The sequence below is a fragment of the Nocardia sp. NPDC003183 genome (assembly GCF_053590715.1).
In genome coordinates this window covers 1,047,177-1,065,432 of record NZ_JBSFTG010000001.1, presented here as the reverse complement: position 1 = coordinate 1,065,432, position 18,256 = coordinate 1,047,177, and the positions used below count along the sequence as shown (strand labels likewise).

Sequence of the window (18,256 nt, the reverse complement as noted above, 5' to 3'; positions counted from 1 at the left end):
GCGATCGGATACCGGTAGCCCGCGTACCTCAGATGAGTTCGGCGAGCTGGTCGCGGTCGGTGGCGTCGAGCTTGATGCAGGCCCGGTAGATGTGGCCTTCGACGGTGCGGACCGAGACACAGAGTCGTTCGGCGATCGCGCGGTTGGACAGGCCACGGCCGATCAGAGCGGCGATCTCGCGTTCGCGTTCGGTGATCGGCAGGGGGCGCGCCGCCGCGGTGACAGCGGGAGTGCCCGCGCCGTCGCAGCGGGCGGCCAGGGCCATCGCGCGGGCGGCCGCCTGGGCGCTGGGCCTGCGCTGTCCGGCGTGGTCGTAGATCGGCACTGTCTGCGCCGCGGCGTCGGCTGCCGACAGCAGGAGCCCCGCGGACTCGAACTCGCGGCTGACCGCGGCGAGCGCGCGGGGGTCGGCAGCGGCGAGGGCAGCGGCGTGGCGGGCGTAGATCGCCGCCACCGGGCCCTGGACACGACCGGCGACGGTCGTGAGCCGGGTGGCGAGGGTGCGATCGCCGAACCGGGTGGCATGGTGCAGAGCTTCGGCTTCCATGGCGTACTGACCGGCGCTGTGCGCCAGGTCGGCGGCCTTGCGTGCCAGGTCCACCGCCGAGTGCGCGCTGTGTTCGGCAGCGGCCAGCCAGGCGCGCGCGATGATGCGCTGCGGTTCGTGCAGGGCCATGTGTGGCCCGCTGTGCTCGTCGGCGTCACCGAGCACCCGCGCGGCCTGTTCGACCTCGCCCAGCGCCGCGTAGGCCCGGGCGAGCAGCAGCCGCGCCGGCAGCTTCCACGGCAGCGAATTCTCGGCGTTGAGCGCCGCCAGCGCCTGTTCGAAGGCGGTGATCGCTTCGCGGAACCGTCCCCGATAGGTGGCGACGACCCCGTCGGCGATGCGCGCGATCGCCCAGCCGACGAACTGCCCTGCCGAGGAGAACTCGCGGTATTCGGTCGCGCGCTGCTCGGCGAGGTCGAGGTCGCCGATAGTGGTCAGGGCGAGAACGTCGCCGTAGCGGACCATCACCCGGATGATCCCGTCGGTGGACTTCTGCTGCGCGCGGCCGCAGGCAGCGATCGGCGCGAAGTCGGCGCCGCGACCGGCCACCGGCATTGCCAGGCCCAGGGCGAACGCGGCGAAATCGACGGCCTGGCGGGGTGAGTTCGGATCGGCGATCACCCGCTCGGCAGCCTCGATTCCCTCGTCGAGGTGGTTTTCATGGACCGCCATCGCCGCCGCGGCGGCATCGACCGTCAGGCGAAGAGCGGGATACTCGACGCGGGTGCGCAGCATCTCGACCAGGTCGCGGGCGTGGTCGACATCGCCGAGCGACCAGAACTGCAAGCTGGCGCGCACCACACCCCACTGCACCAGTTGCAGCGGATCGAGGCGGTCGGGATCGAACCGGGCCAGGATCTCGTCGGCATGCTGGGGCCTGCCCTGCCAGAGCAGTGCGCGGGAGAGCAGTTCGGCCGCGCGCAGCCCACCGCCACGCTCGCACGCGGCGCGCGCGAGCCGTTCGCCCAGCGGCAGATTGGCCAGCGACACCGCGTCCTTGGCCGCGTCGATCAGCAAGACGATGTCGATCGGCCGATCGCTTTCCACGCACAGTCGCGCCAGCCGGATCCGGTGGGCCGGTGTGCTCAGGTCACGGTCCTGCAGCGTCTCGACGAGACGTCCGCGCCGGGTGCGCGCGGCGGCTGTGCCGAGACGGCAGCGCACCACCTCACCGAGCAGCGGATGACTGAACCGGACATCGACGACCCCGTTGTGGCTCGTGACCCGGATGAGGCCGGTGACCTCGGCAGTGTCCACGGCGTCGGCGCCGACGAGCTCGCTGAGGATGTCGACGTCGAGCGGCTCGTGCACAGCCAGCGTCTCCAGCACGTCGAGCACAGGCGCGCCCGCCCTGCTCAACCGCTCGCCGAGCAACTCGACCAGACCCGAGGGCACCGCGGTGGGCCCGCGCAACTGCCAGACGCCGTTGACGTCGGTCAGAGTGCTCGCCTCGACGCCCCCCTCGACCATGTTGCGCAGGAACAGTGGGTTGCCGCCCGAGGACTCCCACATCACATCGGCGCTCAGCCCCTCCAGCGTCCCGCCGAGCACGGTCTCGACGAGTTCGGTGCACTGGGTTTTGGTGAACGGCGCCAACTCGATTCGCTCGAGGTACCCGTCCTTCCACAGTGAGGTGACCGCGTCGGGCAGCGATTCCCCGGTGCGCACGGTGGCGATGATGCGGGCCCCACGGTCGACGGCGATCTGGTGCACCAGCGTGGCCGAGAGGATGTCGAGCAGGTGCGCGTCGTCGACGCCGATCACCGTATCGGGCTGGGCGAGCACGTTCTCCCGGGCCGAATGCAGCAGCGCGAGCGGATCGCGCGACACCGACGCGGCGATCCAGGGCGCGAACGCACCGAGTGGAATGGCTTGTGACGACGCGGTACAGGCCACCCAGCGCACCGGCTCGGACAGCACAGCGGTGACCATTCGGGCCAGGGTGGTCTTGCCGACGCCCGCGGCACCGACGAGGATCACGCCACCGGTGTCGCGGTTCGTCAAAGCCTTACGGACGGCGTCATATTCGGCGGGACGATCGAGCAGCTGCCAGAGTCCGCCCATACATGAAAAGTGTAGTTCCCGTCCGGCCCTGTCACAACGACTCGGCCCGGCGACACGGCCGACGCGCGGGTGGACCGGCGCGGCGGGCGCGCGCGGCGCATGGGCGGGTGCCGCGATGGTCACGGCGGGAGCTCGGTGGCGTCACGGGGCTCGAGCCGCGGCGCGTTGTTGACGTCGTGGCGGTAGTTGCTCGAGGCCTCGTACACGCGCTTCTTGAGCCGGTTGATCGAGCCGAGCGGCCGGTGCGCGTCCAGGCCACGCCAGGAGTTGAACGAGAGCACGTCGTCACCGTAGGCACGCCGCTGCGGGGTGTACGGATCCTGCACGTCGAAGCGGATGGTCGCCACGGTGCGGTGCGGTGAGTCGTCTTCGGGCCATGGCGCAGTCGCGTCCTCGATCGGCATGGTGGCGGTATCGGTGCACAGTTGCGCGCGCAGTTCGTAGGTGGCGCTGTGCGCGGCGAAGAAGTCGACGATCAGGTCCTGATGGGCATTGACTCCCGCGTCGGGGTCGACCGGTTGCCCTTGCAGTGCAACGACTTCCGGCGACACCGGCACGTAGAGCAGCTTGGCCACATAGTCGCCGTAGCGCAGCGGCGCCGAGGAGTAGAAGGTCTCGCCGAGGATGTGGGTGTTGGGTGCGACGAAGACACCGAGATTCGGTGGCACGCTGCGCCCGATCCGGCGCAGCACGTGTGTGTTCAGCGCGGCGACGAGGTCGCTGCCCGCGCGCAGGGCGGCGTCGGGCAGCCGGGCCAGCACCCACGCGGTCGGCATGCCCTTGGTGAGGTAGGCGTGCGCGTCGGCGAAGAGGAACTCACGATGGGTCACCATGATGAAGTCCTGCGTGCTCGCCTCGTCGTCGGGCAGCGCGCGCGGCCCGTGTACCCCGAGCACCTTGATCCCGAGTCCGCGGACGCCGCGTAGCTGGTCGCTGCGGATCACCCCGGAGGTACTCGACAACCGCGCGATCACCGGATAGGTGGCCGGGGTGGCGAACATGCCCTGGGCCAGTTCGGGTGGCAGGCCCGCGGGCACCGTCAGTTCGCCGCGCAGGATGCCGTGACTCTTGGCATGGGCGTCGCGCAAACCTCGCTTGTACTTGCGGTAGGCGCGTTCATTGTTGTCGCGCAGGACCGCGATGATCTTGTCGATGATCTGTTCTTCGTCGGGCCGCGGTTGTTCCAGGTCCTCGCGGTAGCTCACATAGCTCATCGCGGGCTCCTCCACGGGGCGAACGGATTCGCGACGCCCTCCAGCGCGGGCGCGAGGGTCGGGAAATGGCGCAGCAGCACGCTGCGCATCGTGTTGTCACGCACCCAGGCCAAGCCCGCCTCGGTGTAGACCTCGGGCCGGAAGTCGGTGGTGAAGAACCGGTCCGCCGACAGCCGCCGCGACGCCATCAGCACGAACACGCGAAAGGCGGTGTCGCTGAAGCCGAAACCGGGCGGCTTGGGCTCGGCGTAGAGGCCGATCATCAGGTCGACATCGTCCACGTCGCCGTAGACCTGTTCGAGTTCGCGTGCCCACTGCGGGTCATCGGTGAGTTCGTCGAACGAGGTGACCGGCGGTAGGCGCAGGTGCCGCCGGAACTCGTTGTAGCGCGGCACACCTCGCTCGCGGACCCGCAGGATGTCGACGGTCGCCAGATCGAGCAGCGGTTGGCCCGGACGCTCCAGCTGTTGGAGGTGAACGGGGTAGTTGTGCAGCGTCAACGCGCCGGGGTTGGCTCGGCCGAAGGAGTAGAGCAGCGTGTCCATCGCTGTCTCGGCGAGCCGTTCGCGGATGTGGGCGACGCCGAGGTCGGGCAGCGGGTGCTCGGCCAGCACGGTGTCGTCGGCGAGGCTGCGGACGACGAGCGCGTCGGGGATCAGCGGATGCATACGGTAGACCGAGACGAACTCCTCGGTGAGCGAGTACGGCACTCCGCTGTCGTCGCGCGCGGAACCCGGTATGCCGCACAGCACTTCGTTGCCGATGAAGTGGCCGAAGCGCCGCGAAACCCGCTCTCCCAGCACGCCGAACCAGTTCGCGCGCATAGCCGCGACGGTGGTGGGATGGGCGATCACGGCCGGTGTCCAGTCGACAGTGTGGATCTTCGCGATCAACGCGGAGTTGACCAGCCGGGCGGTGTCGTAGAGCTGCTGGTCGTTCATGTCGGGGTAGCGCCGGGTCAGGCGGGCACAGATCGCGTTGTGTTCGCGCAGGAACAGCGAGTGCAGCAGGGCCAGGCCCACCCAGGCGTTGGCCGCCGAGGGATCGAGTGCCACCAGCCGCTCGGCGTCCAGCGGCGGGAGTCCGAGTTCGTCGATCACGAGCTGGCCGTGCTTTCCCGAGCGCAAAGAAGCGGCGAATTCCGCTGTCTTGCCATAGATCTGAGAGGCATCCCACCAGTGGGTCTCGCCGGTGACGTAGGTCGGCGCGGCGCCCGGGTCAGGGGCGGGCACCGTCACCGTGCGCGGGATCGCCATCGGGGGGTGCGGCCACGGATCATCGTCGTCCAGGGTGACGACGAAGGGGTCCTGTTCGGCGGGGTCGTGCACGAACCAGTCGTGCACCTCGAACTGGATCCAGGCCGCAGCCAGCAGATTCAGGGTGGTGGCCGGCTGGAATCGGTCACGCGTGAGCAGCTGCCTGCTGATCGTGCGCGGGTTGGGTTCCATGATCCGCGCGGGATCCTCGGGGTAGGTGCGATCGAGTGGGACGTTGCGGCCGAATCGGCAGCCGATCGAACCCGCGCGCGGGTCGTCGGGGCTGTTGTAAGTGCCCTCGACGGTGCGCGCGTTGCGGTGTTCGCCGGCGTCGTCCGGGGGCAACGGTCCGGCCGGATGCGGGCCGGTGTCGAAGAGGTTGCGCGCCCGCAGTCTGCTGCGCAGGCCGACCAGCACGGCCAACCCCAACGGGGTCGGTAGCCGGAACCAGCCGACCCGCCGGTCGAGCGCCTCCGCGGCGGTGACCAATGCGCGAGTGACCAGTGTTTGCTGCTGTGCGTCGACCATCGAGAACCTCCACGGAATGGCGCGTGCTCGCCGCCTACCGGACCGATCGAATCCAGTCTCCGGCGCCTGGTCAGGCCTGTCACGAGTAGTCCACTACGCGCGGGCACGCGCACGCGGGCACCGTGGCGCCGATCCGGTGCTGCTGTGGTCGATGGTCCTCGCTCGACCCGGACGCGCGACCTGATCGGGTAGCGCACTACGCGCGCGCCGCGGCCCGTCGATGGGCGAATCTGGCTTCCAGGGAGCCCGCGCACCGCGGGCAATACCCGTCACAGCGACAGAAAGGGGGCCCGGGTGATCACGCCGATCGAGATCAAAGTGAACCTCGACGGGGATGTCGCGGGCGCACTGCGCCGGCTCCGATGTCCCGATACCGCCGCGGTCTACCGCGACATCTGGTTCGCCGAGCCGCTGCACCCGGGTACCGCGGGGGCGCCCACGCTGCTGTCGAGCCGCATCGTCATCCGGTTGCGCAGCGGCGCGGAGGAAGACGATCTCACCGTCAAACTGCGACCGTGCGTGCCCTCCCAGCTGGCGGGCCGCTGGGGGGCGCCCTTCACCGAGCCGGGTGTGCGGTACCGCATCGAAAGCGACTGGTCGGCCGATCGGCGGATGCTGTCGGCCTCGGCGATCAGCTCCCGGCCTGCCGGTTCGCTGCGCGCGGCCGTGGCCCGGGGTGTCGATGTCACCGGCGCGCTCCACTCGGCTCAGCGCCAGTTCCTGGTCAGCTGCACGCCGCCCGGCGTCGCGGTCGACCACCTGCGCGCGATGGGACCGGTCGCTTCGGCACGGTGGACGGGGGTACCGGTGGGGACATTGCGCGCCGATGTCGAACGGTGGAGCACCACCGGACTCGATCTGGTCGAGCTGTCGCTGAAAGTCACACCGCAACAAGCCGATTCGCCCGTTGATCTGCACCTGCGCGCGCTCGACGCCCGGCGCGAACTCGAAGCCGCCCTGCGTACGCTCGGCCTGACGATCGCGTCAGGTGATACCAAAACCGAGCAGGTGCTCACCGCACTGGCGGCGGCGCACCGGCTCGGGTAACGCTCGGCAGGGGGTCGATGACCGGTCCTGATCGACGTCGTCGGCGACGCGGACCTGCCCTGCGACTGCCACGGTGCCGGATGGCCTGGATCGACCACGCTGTCGATCGGAGCCCGGAGTCCGGCGGACCCGTGACACTGCCATCGCGGCGGCTCAATTGGCGATGATGAAGTTGAACAGCACCCTGATATTGCGGTTCCACCCCACGTGATATCGCACTGTCATCGTGCCGTCGGCGTGCGGAACCACATTCAGGACCTGGGTGGTGGCAGGTCCGAGGAACGGGATGTTGTTGGTGTCGATCTCGGTCAGACTCACCGAGACCTGACTATCTGCCCGCACGTCGGCGTTCGGGAATCCGAATACCCAGGCACCTGTTCCATGGGTGCGCAGGATCTTCTGTGCCCAGAAGATCGATGTGATATTGGTCTGGTCGATCGCCCGAACGTCGGCTTCTTCGGCGCCGTAGCCGGTTTTCGCCGACTCGAACACCTCTTCTTCGGTATCCGCGCTCGCTGCCACGACCGCGTCTTCCGTATCCGTCTCCAACATTTCGGCGCCCTTTCTCGGCGGAAAAACTCTCTGGAGCTATCGTCGCGCGTGGGCGCGCGGGCGCGAATGCGTAATCCACTACCCGAATATGCGCGGATGCGGCGACGGTTGTGTCGCACATTCGAGTAGTCCGCCACGCAATCGAGTTCGACACGGCCGAAGGAGGATCGAGAAGGGCCGATTTCTCGGAGGAACGGCAGTGAGCGGATATTCCTTATCTGTTCACGATCAACGCGGGCGCCGATCTTCTCGATCAGCGCCCGTTCACGCCGTAGCGCCGAGGGTGCGGGCCCACCTGCCTGTGTCGAGTGATTGTCGTGCGAATCATGGTGTGGCTCAGGCGGACAGCGTGTGTCCGATCGTGGCCGCCACCGCGGCGTGGGCGAGGTATTCGGCGATGTCGTGCGCCCGCTCCTTGGGGTTCTCGACCGGGAGGTCGCGCAGATCCGGCCCCCAGGCCTGACTCAGTGGGCAGCCGATGGCGATCGGATCGCCGGCGTACCAGGTGTTGAGCCATTCACCGACCCGCTCGGGCCTGCTCGGCCCGCCCGTCAGCAGCTTGCGGTACACCCCGTCCATCCCGAGCGGGCTGCCCGCCGTCACCAGCAGTCGCACGTTCAGTTCGCGGGGCAGCTGGGTGAGCAGATCCATCGCGACCACCGTGCCGAGACTGTGGCTGACCAGGATCAGGTCGCCCTCGGTGGGCGCATCGATGAGCACCGTGTCCAGCACACTCTTGCGGACCCGCTCGTCGTCGAGATAGGCGGCGACGTCTTTGAAGATGGCGCCGATGAGCGCGGAATCGAGGCCGCTGCGGGCGGCGATCCAGCTGAGCTGGTCGCGCAACCGCCCCAGCACCACCGCACCGAACCCGCCGAAGAGTTCGCGCGCTTGCGGGTCGGTGGGCAGGTCACCGGCGTCCGGCATCCCGGCCCGGCGCGCGGCCTCGGCGACCAGGCTCTCGTAGAGTGCCGGACCGGAGTCGACGGCCTCGCGGGTGTCCATGCTCTCCACGAGCTGGTCACCGTAGAAGGGGAAGTACACATCGGCGGGGTCGATGGGGCTCAGGCCGGCGAGGGTGAGTCCCTTGTTCAAACCCGCTGTCCAGTTGCGGCGCAATTCGACCGGGTCACGGCCCTGTTGTCCGCGTCCGTGCAGGAACAGCACGCTGCGTCGACCACCGAACGCGCTCGACCGACCACGCAGGCCGCGCACCAGGCTTTCGGCGGCCGACCCCCGTGGCGGCACCGGCAGTCCGGCAACCGCCTCGCTCGGTGCGACCGCCGCGAGCCCGAGTTCGTCGAGCAGGGCGCGCTGGGCCGGATCGAACTGCCGCGATCCGAGATCGTGCAACAGCACGCTCACCCGAACGCCCTCGTTGGCGATCCAGTCGATCGCGTCGTCGCCGTCCCCGGACTGCCACAGTTTGCCGTCCTTGCGCAGCACCCGGCCTTTGTCGTCCTTCTTCGGGACTCCGGCGTGATGCAGCGCCACGATCTCCCACTGATCGTTGAAGACCGGCGAGCCCGAATTCCCCGGTTCGGTGTCGGAGGCGTAGTGCAGGAAGTCGTCGAGTTGCAGGTCGAGGCGGTTGTGCCGGATCGAGATCTCCTTGAGCCGGCCCGAGGGGTGCCCGACGACGTTCATCGCCTCACCGATCACGATCTTGCCGGGCTTGGCGATCAGCGGATTCCAGCCGAATGTGGCGCCGGGCGCCACACCGTCGGGCCCCGGCGCCACACGCACCACGGTGTAGTCGAGGTGTTTGTCGGTCACGAAGAAGTCGTCGGGCGCCAGGCGATAGCGCACGGTGGGGTTCGGGACGTTGTCGATGTCGACCTCGGCCCGGAACTCGATCACCACCGACTCGGCCGCCCCCCGCGTCGGCAGCACATGATTGTTGGTGAGCAGCAGTTGCGGCGACACCATCGAACCGGTACCCATCGGCACCTCACGGCCGTTGTCGGCCAACGAGATACGCGCCACCGCCGCGGCGGCGCGAGCACCGCGGGTCAGGAAGTTCGCGGCCTGCAACTCGTTGGCGAAGCCGATGACCCGCTCGAGCGAGCGGATGCTGTCGACCGGGTCCTGCCTGCCGAGTTCGATCACCGCCTGCGCGGGGACTTCGCCGGTGACGAGCAGCCGGTCGGCGCGGGCGAGAATCTGTTCCTTGGTGTCGACGACATCGGACTCGGTCACCGCCCGCAGGCGCGTCACCTCATCGCGTTGCGCCTCGGTGTCGTCGAATCGCTGCGATGCGGCATCCATCTGTTCGTGCCACGCGGTGGTACGAGCTTCGCTCTCGGTATCCATGGGTCACCTCGCCCGGAGAATGTGTGCTGGGGTATTCAGCGTGGGCGCGTGCGCGGTGCCGATCACGAGTAGTGGACCACTCGACTTCACCGCGCGGGCACCTGCGCGATGTCACGGATAGATCGTGTGGGCGGCGTTCACATCGCCGGCCGACAACGCGGAGCGCTGGCCCATCGTCACGCCGGGCGGCACGGGCACACGCGCGAGGATCGTCGCCTGCCCAGTGGTGCTGAACGCCGTCGCGGGGTAGTGCATGATCGAGCCGAAGTCGTAGCCGCCGACGTCGTCGCCGTCGGTGATGTGCTGATCGAAGTTGTGCCGGTGCGCCGGGTCGACCCGGTCGAGCCGCACCGCGATGAAGTTGCCCCGGTCCTCTCTGCTCTGCTCGTGCCAGAGTCCGAGCGCGTGCCCCATCTCGTGGACCACGGTGCCCACGGGCGCGGAAGCGGCGAGTTCGATCGTCTGCCGTCCGCCCCGCCGCCCGACCGGCGACCGGCTCGACGTGCTGGGCACGAACCGTACGAAGTCGCCGTCGGCGCCGGTGCGCGGGACGAACCGGATCCTGGTGCGTGCGTTCCAGTGTGCGACCGCGTCGAAGACCCGCTGCGGTGCGGGCAGGGCCGGGTCGACCTCGAAGGGGACCACGGCATTCGGCCAGCGGAACACCGCACCGGAGACCACCACGCCTTCCTGTCGACGGCGGGCATCGATCTCCTCGACGGTGCCGAGCACGATGTCGCCCTCGAAGATCGCGAGGTCGTCGACCGCGGCGTAGCGCAGTTCGCGTACCCCGTGCGCGACACTGCCGATCAGCGCGGAGCCCGCCTCCGGGCCGGAATGGAATTCGCCGGTGTCGTCGGTGTCGACGGCCGATCGAAGGGTGTCGTCGATGATCATGGCGGTCGTGCTTCCTGTGTCGGAGTCGGCAACGGCGGGATCCGTCGCCTCTGCTGGAAAGCGTGGCCCGCCGGCCTGCCGGCGCGCGTGAGTAGCGCGCTACCCGATCACGCGCGGGCGCGATCGGGTCACCTCCCCGCAACCGATCAGCCAGGCAACGAGCTCATCGGCCTCGGGTCCCACACGGTCACGGGGTCGGACCCGGCCGGTGGAGTGGTCGGACCTGCTGACACGCGTGCGGCCCGCGGCCCGGCACTGACTACGCTGACAACAGCCCGCATACGCAGGTAGGCGAGGCACGTGTACCGACCCTCGAGGAGAACTACCCATGTGGCCGTCCGACTGGCCTTCGTCAGCCCGCGCGATCGCGACCGCCGTCGAGGCCGCCGTCAGCGCGGCGAGGGCAGCCGACGAACCCCGATTCAGTGCGACCACCGCGGATCTGTCCGAACTCCCCGCCGACCAGGTCACCTCGGTGCTGGCGGGGATCGTTCGGGACCTGCTCGAGATCGCGCATCCGGACGGTCTCACCGGCGACGATGTGCGCGCCGTGCTGGAATCGGTGGTACGCCGATCGGCGACGTGGCTGCCCCGACTCGACGCCGCCGCGGTCTTCAGCGCGCTCGCCGGGGCGCTCGGGATCGACGAGTCGGCCGAGCCCGACCGGGCATGGACCAACCCCCAACCCGCGGCGGTACTCCTGATCGAGTACCTCGCCGATCTCGCCCGGACACCGCCGGATCACGCCGTTCAGCGCGCGATCAACGAGATCGCCAGGGCCGAAACCGTCGAAATGCCCTGAGCCGCTTCACGCCTCGTCGAGCAGCCGCCGGATCTCGGCGCGCAGGGCGGCTGCCACACGATCGGCGGGCAGGGGCGGCAGACCTGCTTCGAGCAGAGCGTCCGTGACATTGAGCCCGACGGCCGGCTCGGCGACGGCGGTGCGCGAATACTGTTCCAGCAGTTGCCCTTCTCGCCGGGTGAATGAGGCCGGTCAGTGGCCCGCTGCGGTGAGCCGGTAGTCCGCTTCGAGCAGCATCCATGCGCTCAGCTGGACCGAGAGGTCCCGGCTCAGGTTCGCCGACGATGCGGCGGACGCGTCCGCGAGCTGGAGAAAGGTCCCCGGATGCTCGGGCACCGCGACCGGGCGGGTCCAGTCCGCGCCGAACAGCGGCAACCCGTTCACCTCGGCACGGTTTTCCCAAGCCGCCCGGGCGGAGGCGTGCACGATATTCGCCGCGGTCGTGTTGTTCAGCGACAGTGCGGCTTCGGCGAGAAAACGCGCGAGGATTCCCATGAAGAGCCCGGAATCGTTTCCGGCGGCGGCGACGATCACCCCCCTGGCGGTGAGTCGCTGCTCGACCGCGGCGATCACGGCGGCAGCACGTTGACGATGAACCGATTCGCCTGTGCGCAGCGCCAATTCGGCCTCCAGCCCGATGGTCACACCCTGGCAGTAGGTGTGCACGGTGCGGTCCACCTGCCCGCCGGGCTCGTGGACCCCATCGTGGATCAGGCCGCTGTCGGTGTCACGCAATCGCGTGTGCAGGAAATCGGCCAGTTGGCCGGCGCGGTCGAGTTCACCCAGGCGCGCCAGCGCGATGCCGGTCGGGCCGATCGCGGGCGTGTTGTAGAAGTCGTCGCCGTTGCGCCATGACACCGCACCCACATCCGGGTTCCATCCTTCGAGCAGGGCGCCCCGCAGATTCCCGATCGCGTCGCCGAACCGGACGTCGAGCAGTCGCTCGGCACGCTCGAGGGCGATTGCCAACCACCCCATGTCGTCGTAGTAGCGGTTGGTCCAACCGGTGATGTTGCGGGCGCGGATACCGCGTGCGAGGGCGACGACCCGATCAACGCGGTCGGGAGTGCTGGTTCGGTGCGCGGCATCGATCGCGCAGTCGAGCAGGTGTGCTTGCCACCAGTAACACCATCGCCCGAGCAAGGACCTTTCGGTCAGGTCCGCAGGCCACGCGAGCACTCCCAGCCGATAGTCGGGCAAACCGAGCAGCGAGTGCACATGCCGCTGCACGATAGCCTGTTCGGCCAGGTCGGCGCGCTCTCCCGGACCGCTGTCGACCGAGCACTTACGCGTGATCGTGCCCGCCTGTGTCGGCTGTGCCACCGCGGTCAGCGCGATCGCCGCCCCCGCAGCGCACAGCACGCTGCGCCGACTGAACTCGTGGTTCAGGCGATCCATTCGCTCGGACTCCTCCTACTGGGCATCGGCGTCGGTGCCGAACCCTCAGAGTCCCGTGTCGCGATTGCCAAAGCTTGAACTGCTCCGGTGCGGCGTGAAAACGTTTCACACCGGTTACGGCTCGTCGGCCTCGGTGCCCGGGGAGTAGGGCGAGCTGAAACCGGGCACCCACTCGAACGGAGTCGCCCCCGCACCGGCGGTCCGCTCGGCGGCCGCGGCGAACGGAGCGTTGTTCTGAGTCAGTCGGCCGATGGCGCGTTCGAGTGCGGGCAGGATCTCGGTGATCGCCAGATCACCGTGCGCGAAACGTCCCAGCAGCGCATAGACCATGTTGGTCAGCACGAGGGCGAGATCGGCCGCGTAGTCCTCGTCGAGGCTGGCGAACATCGTGCTCACCGCGGGCAACACCGCGGCGAAACCCTGCGCGTCGAGTCGCTGCCCACCCGGACCGGAGCGTGCGTGGTAGTAGGCGGCGAGCATCCGTGGGTGACGCTCCCACGGCTCGAACACGTAGCGGGTCACCCGCTTCAACACATCGGCGAGCGATTCGTCGGCTCGCGGCGGGTCGAGTTCGGTGTAGGTGTTCGTGGCCATCCACTGCGCGACCGCGGCGAGCACGAGTTCGTCGCGGGTGGGGTACAGCTTGTAGACCGTGGTCAGCGACACCTGGGCGACGCGGGCCACCCGGCGCAGCTGAACCGCGTCATACCCCTCCGATTCGAGCAACGACAGGGTGGTTTCGGTGATCTTGCGCGCGGGATCACCTTCGCCCTTTCTAGCCACCACGTCACAGTAGTCCATCGTCTCGTCGCGCCACCGAGGCGATTCGATCTCAGATGCGCGTTCCCACATCCGCGGCGACGAGGTTGTCCAAGGCCCGCTCCGCGACCGCCGCGATCGTCATCGACGGATTGCACGCGGCGGCGTTACCCGGCAACAGCGCACCGTCGAGCACGTAGAGCCCCGGCTGGTCATGGACGCGGCCGTCCAGGTCGCACACCGAGCCCATGCTCGCCCCACCCAGCGGATGCCAGGTCGAGGGAAACAGCGAGTTGGTGTCCAGCAACATCCCGGTCGAACCCGCGATGCGGCGCACGGCGGGGTCGATGTGGTTGTTCTGGATGGTCCGGTCGCCGTCGTGGGGCCAGTGCAGAATCGCGTCGTCGCGGGCGGCGTCGTAGGTGAACGACCCGCGACTGTCACTGACGCCGTAGCCGACGAGCATCGTGCTGCCCGGATCCACCGACATCGGCGGGATGGAGGCCTGGATCACGGTGTGCGCAGCCTGCGGATCGTCCCAGTTCTTACTGCCGTAGACCACCGGACCACCTTGTGCCGCACCGAAGTTCGCGGCGGGTTCCGACCAGACATAGATGCGATCGGCGTTGGTGCCCCAGTTCTGGCCGAGCCCGTCGGGCAGGTCGGGAATCAGGCCCTTGGCACCGGCTCGCACGAGCAACCGGGTGGTGTTGAGACTGCCCGCCGCCAGGATCACCGATCCCGCGGTGAGTACCTTGTTCTCGACCACGACACCCGCGGTGTCGAGACGCTGCACGTGCACGGTCCAGCGACCGTCGCGGGCGCGTTCGAGATCGGTCACCTCGTGCAGGGTCTGCACCTGGCACCGGCCGGTCGCTTCGGCGGCGGCGATGTAGGTGACGTCGACAGAGTGCTTGCCGCCGTTGTTGACCCCCATCGCACCGTCACCGTTGGTGTAGGAGGGTTTCATCTCCCCGCGCAGCTCGGCCAGCGCGAAGTTCCAGTCGATGGGCATCGGGATCTTCGACAGCGGCATCCCGGCCCCGCGTACTCGATCCGCGAAGACCCTTGCGGCCCGGTAGTTGTCGGCGGCGATCAGCTCGTCGGGAGCTTCGGCCAGCCCGAGCATCCGTGCCACGCGCGGATAGTGCACGCGATCCATCGTCGCCCAGTCCAGCTCTTCGGGAAAGTGCGCGTTGAACACCGCCTCGGCGGGCTGCAGTGACATGCCCTGGTAGACCAGCGATCCGCCACCGACACCGGCGGCGCACAGCGCGGTCATGTTCACCCCGGGCACCGCCTCCACCAACCCGGCGTACGGGTCGAACACGAGCGGTCGCCCGAACAGGTTCGGGCTCGATCGGTACCACAGCAATCGCTTGTCCGGGGCGGACGCGCGCGGGAAGGTTTCGGCGTTCGGACCGCTGGGCCACCGCTGACCTCGCTCCAGAACCGTCACCGTGACACCGGCTTGCGCCAACCGCAGCGCGCTGACGCCGCCACCGAACCCCGACCCGATCACCACCACCCGATGGTCCTCGTAGGTCAGCGGAACATTGTTGGACCGCAACGCGATCGGAGTCGGCGTGCCCGTGGGGCGGGCACCGAGAAGTAGCCCACTCGCCGTTGCCGCGGCAACCAGCATCGAGCGGCGCGAAATGGCTTTCACACACAGATCCTTGTTCAGTCGATGCTGCAGCCGGAGACCGGCTTGTCCGCAAGACGATCGAGTAGATAGGTGAACGCGTTGTCGGGCCCGAAGCCGTCGATGATCTCCGGCCCGAAGTGATTCGGGATGGTGGTTCCGGGCAGGATCGGCGGGAGCTCGTTCGTGCGGAAGGTGACCGTGGCGCCCTTGCCGCACCAGTCTTCGGCGAGTCGTCGGGCCTGTCCGTACGGGACGGTGTCGTCGTTGCGGCCACTGGTGATCAGGACCGGTGTGGCCGGAGTGGAGTTACCGATGCGCAGCTCCGCCAATACCGGCGTGGCTTCGGGCAATTCGGCGAGATGGGCGGACAGCGGCCGGCCGTCGTTGGTCAGCGACTCGGTTTTGAGGAAGGGGTGGTACGTGATCACGTCGGCGATGCAGGAGTCGCTCAGCGTCTCGAGCATCGCGCGCCCGGCCGGGCTGGTGACCCGGTCCACCGCACGCTGCAGCTCGGGATAGCGCGCGAGCATGCCGTTGACGGCGAACCCGATCGCTCCGCCGATCAGCGCACCGTCGATCTTCTCCAGGATCGCGGTGAGGTCGGCGACCGGTCCCCCTGCCCAGGTGCCTTTGAGATTCAGTTCCGGTGCGTAGCTCGGCTGCATCTCCGCGGCGGCCGCGGTGGCGCCCCCGCCCTGGGAATAGCCCCAGAGCACGACCGGCGTCTCCGGTCCGACACCGCCGAGATTGTTGGCCGCGCGCACACCGTCGAGAATCGCGTGCCCGCTCTCGAACCGGTTGGCGTAGGTGTGGATGCCGGGTGTGCCGAGGCCGACGTAGTCGGTCACCAGCACCCGCGCGCCCAGGCCGCTCCACACCACCGACGACGGTAGCTCCTGGTTCGCCGAGATCCCCAACGGCTGGGTGGACACCGCCATCCCGGTCGAGAACGCCACCGACATCGCGCAACGGTCCGCCTGACCCGACGTGCCGGGGCCGATGACCACCGTCGGACGCGGTCCCGGACCCTGCCACGGACCGGTCGGCTCGAGGTAGGTCCCGCTCACTGCTACCGGGGACCCGTCCTGCAATCGCGACGTGTACATCACGTGCTGCGCCTTGCCCGGCCATCCCTGCTCGGTGGGCGGGGTCACGAACAAGGTCATCGGCGCGGTCTTGATGATCGCGCCCGGTTCCTGCGGAATCCGGTCCGGCGGTGTGTAGAACGCGCTGACGGGCTCGGCCGAGACCCGCCCCGCCTGGGTCACCACACCCGTCGCCGCCATCGCGCCGGCCAAGACCATGACCGCGACGACGCGCCCGGCATGCGGCCACATCCGTCGAAGATCCTGTCGCTTCATCGAGAACCTCTCAGTCGTCATCACTGGCCGGCGCCGTCGCCGCAGTGATCCAAGTCGCCGGAACAGCAGATCATGATGCCTGTCACACCAGCGCCGACAGAGAGTAACACGGTTACTGGTCGGTACGAACACCCGCCCCGACCCGGCACCCCGTCGCGGCGAAAACCACGCGAATCGCCGTGGTAACCGAAGCACTCGCGTGGTGAAAGCTGTTCCCGCGAATCATCTTTCAGACCGCTTCGGCTGTGGGATGGTGCCGGAATGCTGATCGAATACGGAGTGTGGGGTTCGCGATTGGTACTGGCCGGGGCTTTCGGGCTGTCGACATGGGGGAAGTTGGCGGACGGGCCCGCGACACGGAAGGCGGTGGTCGATTTCGGGACAGACATCAGATGGGCCCCCACGGTGGCGATCGGGTTACCGGTAGCCGAGGGTTCGGTGGCCGCGGGATTGCTGTTCCCGCGGACGGCGGGGATCGCGGCCGCGGTGTCCGCACTGCTGCTCGCCGGGTTCACCGCGGCGATCGTGCGATTGCTGCTGCGCGGCGAGCACCCGAGCTGCTCCTGTTTCGGCGCGGCGAGTTCGGCGCCCATCGGGCACGCGACGCTGGTGCGTAACGGGCTACTGCTGGCGCTGGCCGCACTGGTCACGGTCGGCGCGATCCGGTATCCGCAGGTCCCTGCCGGATTACCCGTCGAGGCCTGCGTGGGGCTCGCGCTGATCGTAGCGCTGGCGGTCGTGCTGACCTGGACGCTCGGGGAGTTGCGCGCCCTTCGTCGCCGGGTCGACGAACAGGCCCTGTCGACCCTCGGGGCCGAAGGTCTGCCGGTCGGCGCGGTGGCACCGGAGTTCGAGCTACTGGCCGCCGAGGGCGGGCGGATCGATCTGGCGTCGTTGCTCGCGCCGGGAAAGGCAGTCCTGCTCGTGTTCGTCCATCCGGGGTGCGAAATGTGCGCGGCGCTGGCCCGCGAGTTGCCGCGCTGGCAGTCGCGCGTGCGGGATACGTTGACAGTCGTGCTGGTCGGCAACGGCGATCTTGCCGAACATGCCGCCTGGGGGCGCGCGCAGGAGGTGGGTGATATCCCGGTCCTGGTGCAACAGGGCAATGAGACCGCTCTCCGCTATCGGGTCCGGGGAACGCCGTCGGCGGTACTGATCGGCGCGGACGGGCGGGTCGCGGGTGCGGTCGCCCGGGGTGCCATCGCGGTGCGCGAGTTGATCACCACGGCGAAGACGGAGGCGGGGCGGCGATCACCCCGTCGAGACGAGCTCGCCTCAGGGACGCGCCGATAGGCGCTCCCCTATTGCCCCGTTTCACAGACAGAAACCGACCGATTCCCTAAACCTGTTGTTTCCCAACAGTTTTCAATCGCAATGCGCTCATGTTGCCGCGACTCCGCCGATACACTCGACTTCGCAACACGCTCGACTCCCGCTAGCCGAACACATCGACCAAGGGGAAATGTCATGGCGCTCTTTGCATTCACCGACTACAGCGGAAAAGAATTCATTTTCCAGCTGAACAACGAACAACGGATCGCGGAGGCGCGCCGGATCCTGTCCGGCGACGAGACGATGTCCATTCATGTCATGGGCCGGATCCGCAAGACCGCGCAGAGCTACAACCCCGGGTGGAGTTTCCACCTCGATCCCGACACCATCACGTTCTTCACCATGGCCATCGAGGTGTGCGACTCCAGCATTGTCTACACCGAGGATCACCTCGACGAAGCGTGTGGGGCATTCCTGCCTGGCTGCTTCTGGTGTCCGTGGTCGTCGCGACTGACTCGTGAAGTGACCGCTTCGGTCAGCGCCTGACACCGATTCCGGCCGGCGCGGTGCGCGTCGGCCGGAGTCCTGCGAACCCGAA

The 18,256-nt window shown here is 68.5% G+C and carries 14 protein-coding genes; 4 read left to right on the top strand and 10 right to left on the bottom strand.

What is annotated here, in order from left to right:
• Positions 1 to 28: 28 nt before the first annotated feature.
• The 3 genes from ACWDXS_RS04850 to ACWDXS_RS04840 form a co-directional block, all read right to left on the bottom strand.
• A complete protein-coding gene (locus ACWDXS_RS04850; protein ID WP_378990067.1) occupies positions 29 to 2,611 on the bottom strand; it encodes a LuxR C-terminal-related transcriptional regulator in 2,583 nt (860 codons plus the stop codon).
• Positions 2,612 to 2,730: 119 nt separating this feature from the next.
• The gene (locus ACWDXS_RS04845) at positions 2,731 to 3,825 is read right to left on the bottom strand and encodes a catalase family protein (RefSeq protein ID WP_378990068.1); all 1,095 of its coding nucleotides are present in this window, start codon (positions 3,823 to 3,825) and stop codon (positions 2,731 to 2,733) included.
• Entirely contained in the window at positions 3,822 to 5,609 is a 1,788-nt protein-coding gene (locus tag ACWDXS_RS04840; protein ID WP_449962116.1) for a peroxidase family protein, read from the bottom strand. Before ACWDXS_RS04840 ends, ACWDXS_RS04845 begins: the two co-directional genes overlap by 4 nt.
• Before the next feature lie 294 nt (positions 5,610 to 5,903).
• Here ACWDXS_RS04840 and ACWDXS_RS04835 point away from each other — a divergent pair, with 294 nt between their 5' ends.
• Positions 5,904 to 6,656, top strand: a complete 753-nt coding sequence (locus ACWDXS_RS04835; RefSeq protein WP_449962113.1) for a hypothetical protein — start codon at positions 5,904 to 5,906, stop codon at positions 6,654 to 6,656.
• A 153-nt stretch (positions 6,657 to 6,809) separates the two neighbouring features.
• Here ACWDXS_RS04835 and ACWDXS_RS04830 read toward each other — a convergent pair whose 3' ends face one another.
• The 3 genes from ACWDXS_RS04830 to legP all read right to left on the bottom strand — a co-directional run bounded on the left by ACWDXS_RS04830 (position 6,810) and on the right by legP (position 10,418).
• Entirely contained in the window at positions 6,810 to 7,208 is a 399-nt protein-coding gene (locus tag ACWDXS_RS04830) for a hypothetical protein (RefSeq protein WP_378990071.1), read from the bottom strand.
• 336 nt (positions 7,209 to 7,544) lie between these two features.
• Positions 7,545 to 9,521 (bottom strand): trypsin-like serine peptidase, encoded by a 1,977-nt coding sequence (locus ACWDXS_RS04825; protein ID WP_449962110.1) that lies wholly within the window; start codon positions 9,519 to 9,521, stop codon positions 7,545 to 7,547.
• Positions 9,522 to 9,632: 111 nt separating this feature from the next.
• Complete coding sequence (gene legP, locus ACWDXS_RS04820; protein WP_387444874.1) at positions 9,633 to 10,418, bottom strand: Dot/Icm T4SS effector Zinc-dependent metalloprotease LegP; 786 nt, start codon at positions 10,416 to 10,418, stop codon at positions 9,633 to 9,635.
• A gap of 328 nt (positions 10,419 to 10,746) precedes the next feature.
• Between legP and ACWDXS_RS04815 the strand changes: the two genes are divergently transcribed.
• Positions 10,747 to 11,220: a hypothetical protein gene (locus ACWDXS_RS04815; RefSeq protein ID WP_449962105.1), complete on the top strand. Its 474-nt coding sequence runs from the start codon at positions 10,747 to 10,749 to the stop codon at positions 11,218 to 11,220.
• Between the two features lie 192 nt (positions 11,221 to 11,412).
• Here the strand turns inward: ACWDXS_RS04815 and ACWDXS_RS04810 are convergent, their stop codons facing one another.
• The 4 genes from ACWDXS_RS04810 to ACWDXS_RS04795 all read right to left on the bottom strand — a co-directional run bounded on the left by ACWDXS_RS04810 (position 11,413) and on the right by ACWDXS_RS04795 (position 16,362).
• Positions 11,413 to 12,618 (bottom strand): glycoside hydrolase family 76 protein, encoded by a 1,206-nt coding sequence (locus tag ACWDXS_RS04810; protein WP_449962103.1) that lies wholly within the window; start codon positions 12,616 to 12,618, stop codon positions 11,413 to 11,415.
• A gap of 114 nt (positions 12,619 to 12,732) precedes the next feature.
• Positions 12,733 to 13,401 (bottom strand): TetR family transcriptional regulator, encoded by a 669-nt coding sequence (locus ACWDXS_RS04805; RefSeq protein ID WP_379312141.1) that lies wholly within the window; start codon positions 13,399 to 13,401, stop codon positions 12,733 to 12,735.
• 49 nt (positions 13,402 to 13,450) lie between these two features.
• Positions 13,451 to 15,046, bottom strand: a complete 1,596-nt coding sequence (locus ACWDXS_RS04800) for a GMC oxidoreductase (protein WP_378990077.1) — start codon at positions 15,044 to 15,046, stop codon at positions 13,451 to 13,453.
• A gap of 14 nt (positions 15,047 to 15,060) precedes the next feature.
• Complete coding sequence (locus ACWDXS_RS04795) at positions 15,061 to 16,362, bottom strand: lipase family protein (RefSeq protein WP_449963414.1); 1,302 nt, start codon at positions 16,360 to 16,362, stop codon at positions 15,061 to 15,063.
• A gap of 285 nt (positions 16,363 to 16,647) precedes the next feature.
• Here ACWDXS_RS04795 and ACWDXS_RS04790 point away from each other — a divergent pair, with 285 nt between their 5' ends.
• Positions 16,648 to 17,679 (top strand): peroxiredoxin family protein, encoded by a 1,032-nt coding sequence (locus ACWDXS_RS04790; protein WP_449962098.1) that lies wholly within the window; start codon positions 16,648 to 16,650, stop codon positions 17,677 to 17,679.
• A gap of 174 nt (positions 17,680 to 17,853) precedes the next feature.
• Complete coding sequence (locus ACWDXS_RS04785) at positions 17,854 to 18,204, top strand: BP74-related protein (RefSeq protein ID WP_378990083.1); 351 nt, start codon at positions 17,854 to 17,856, stop codon at positions 18,202 to 18,204.
• Positions 18,205 to 18,256 lie beyond the last annotated feature (52 nt).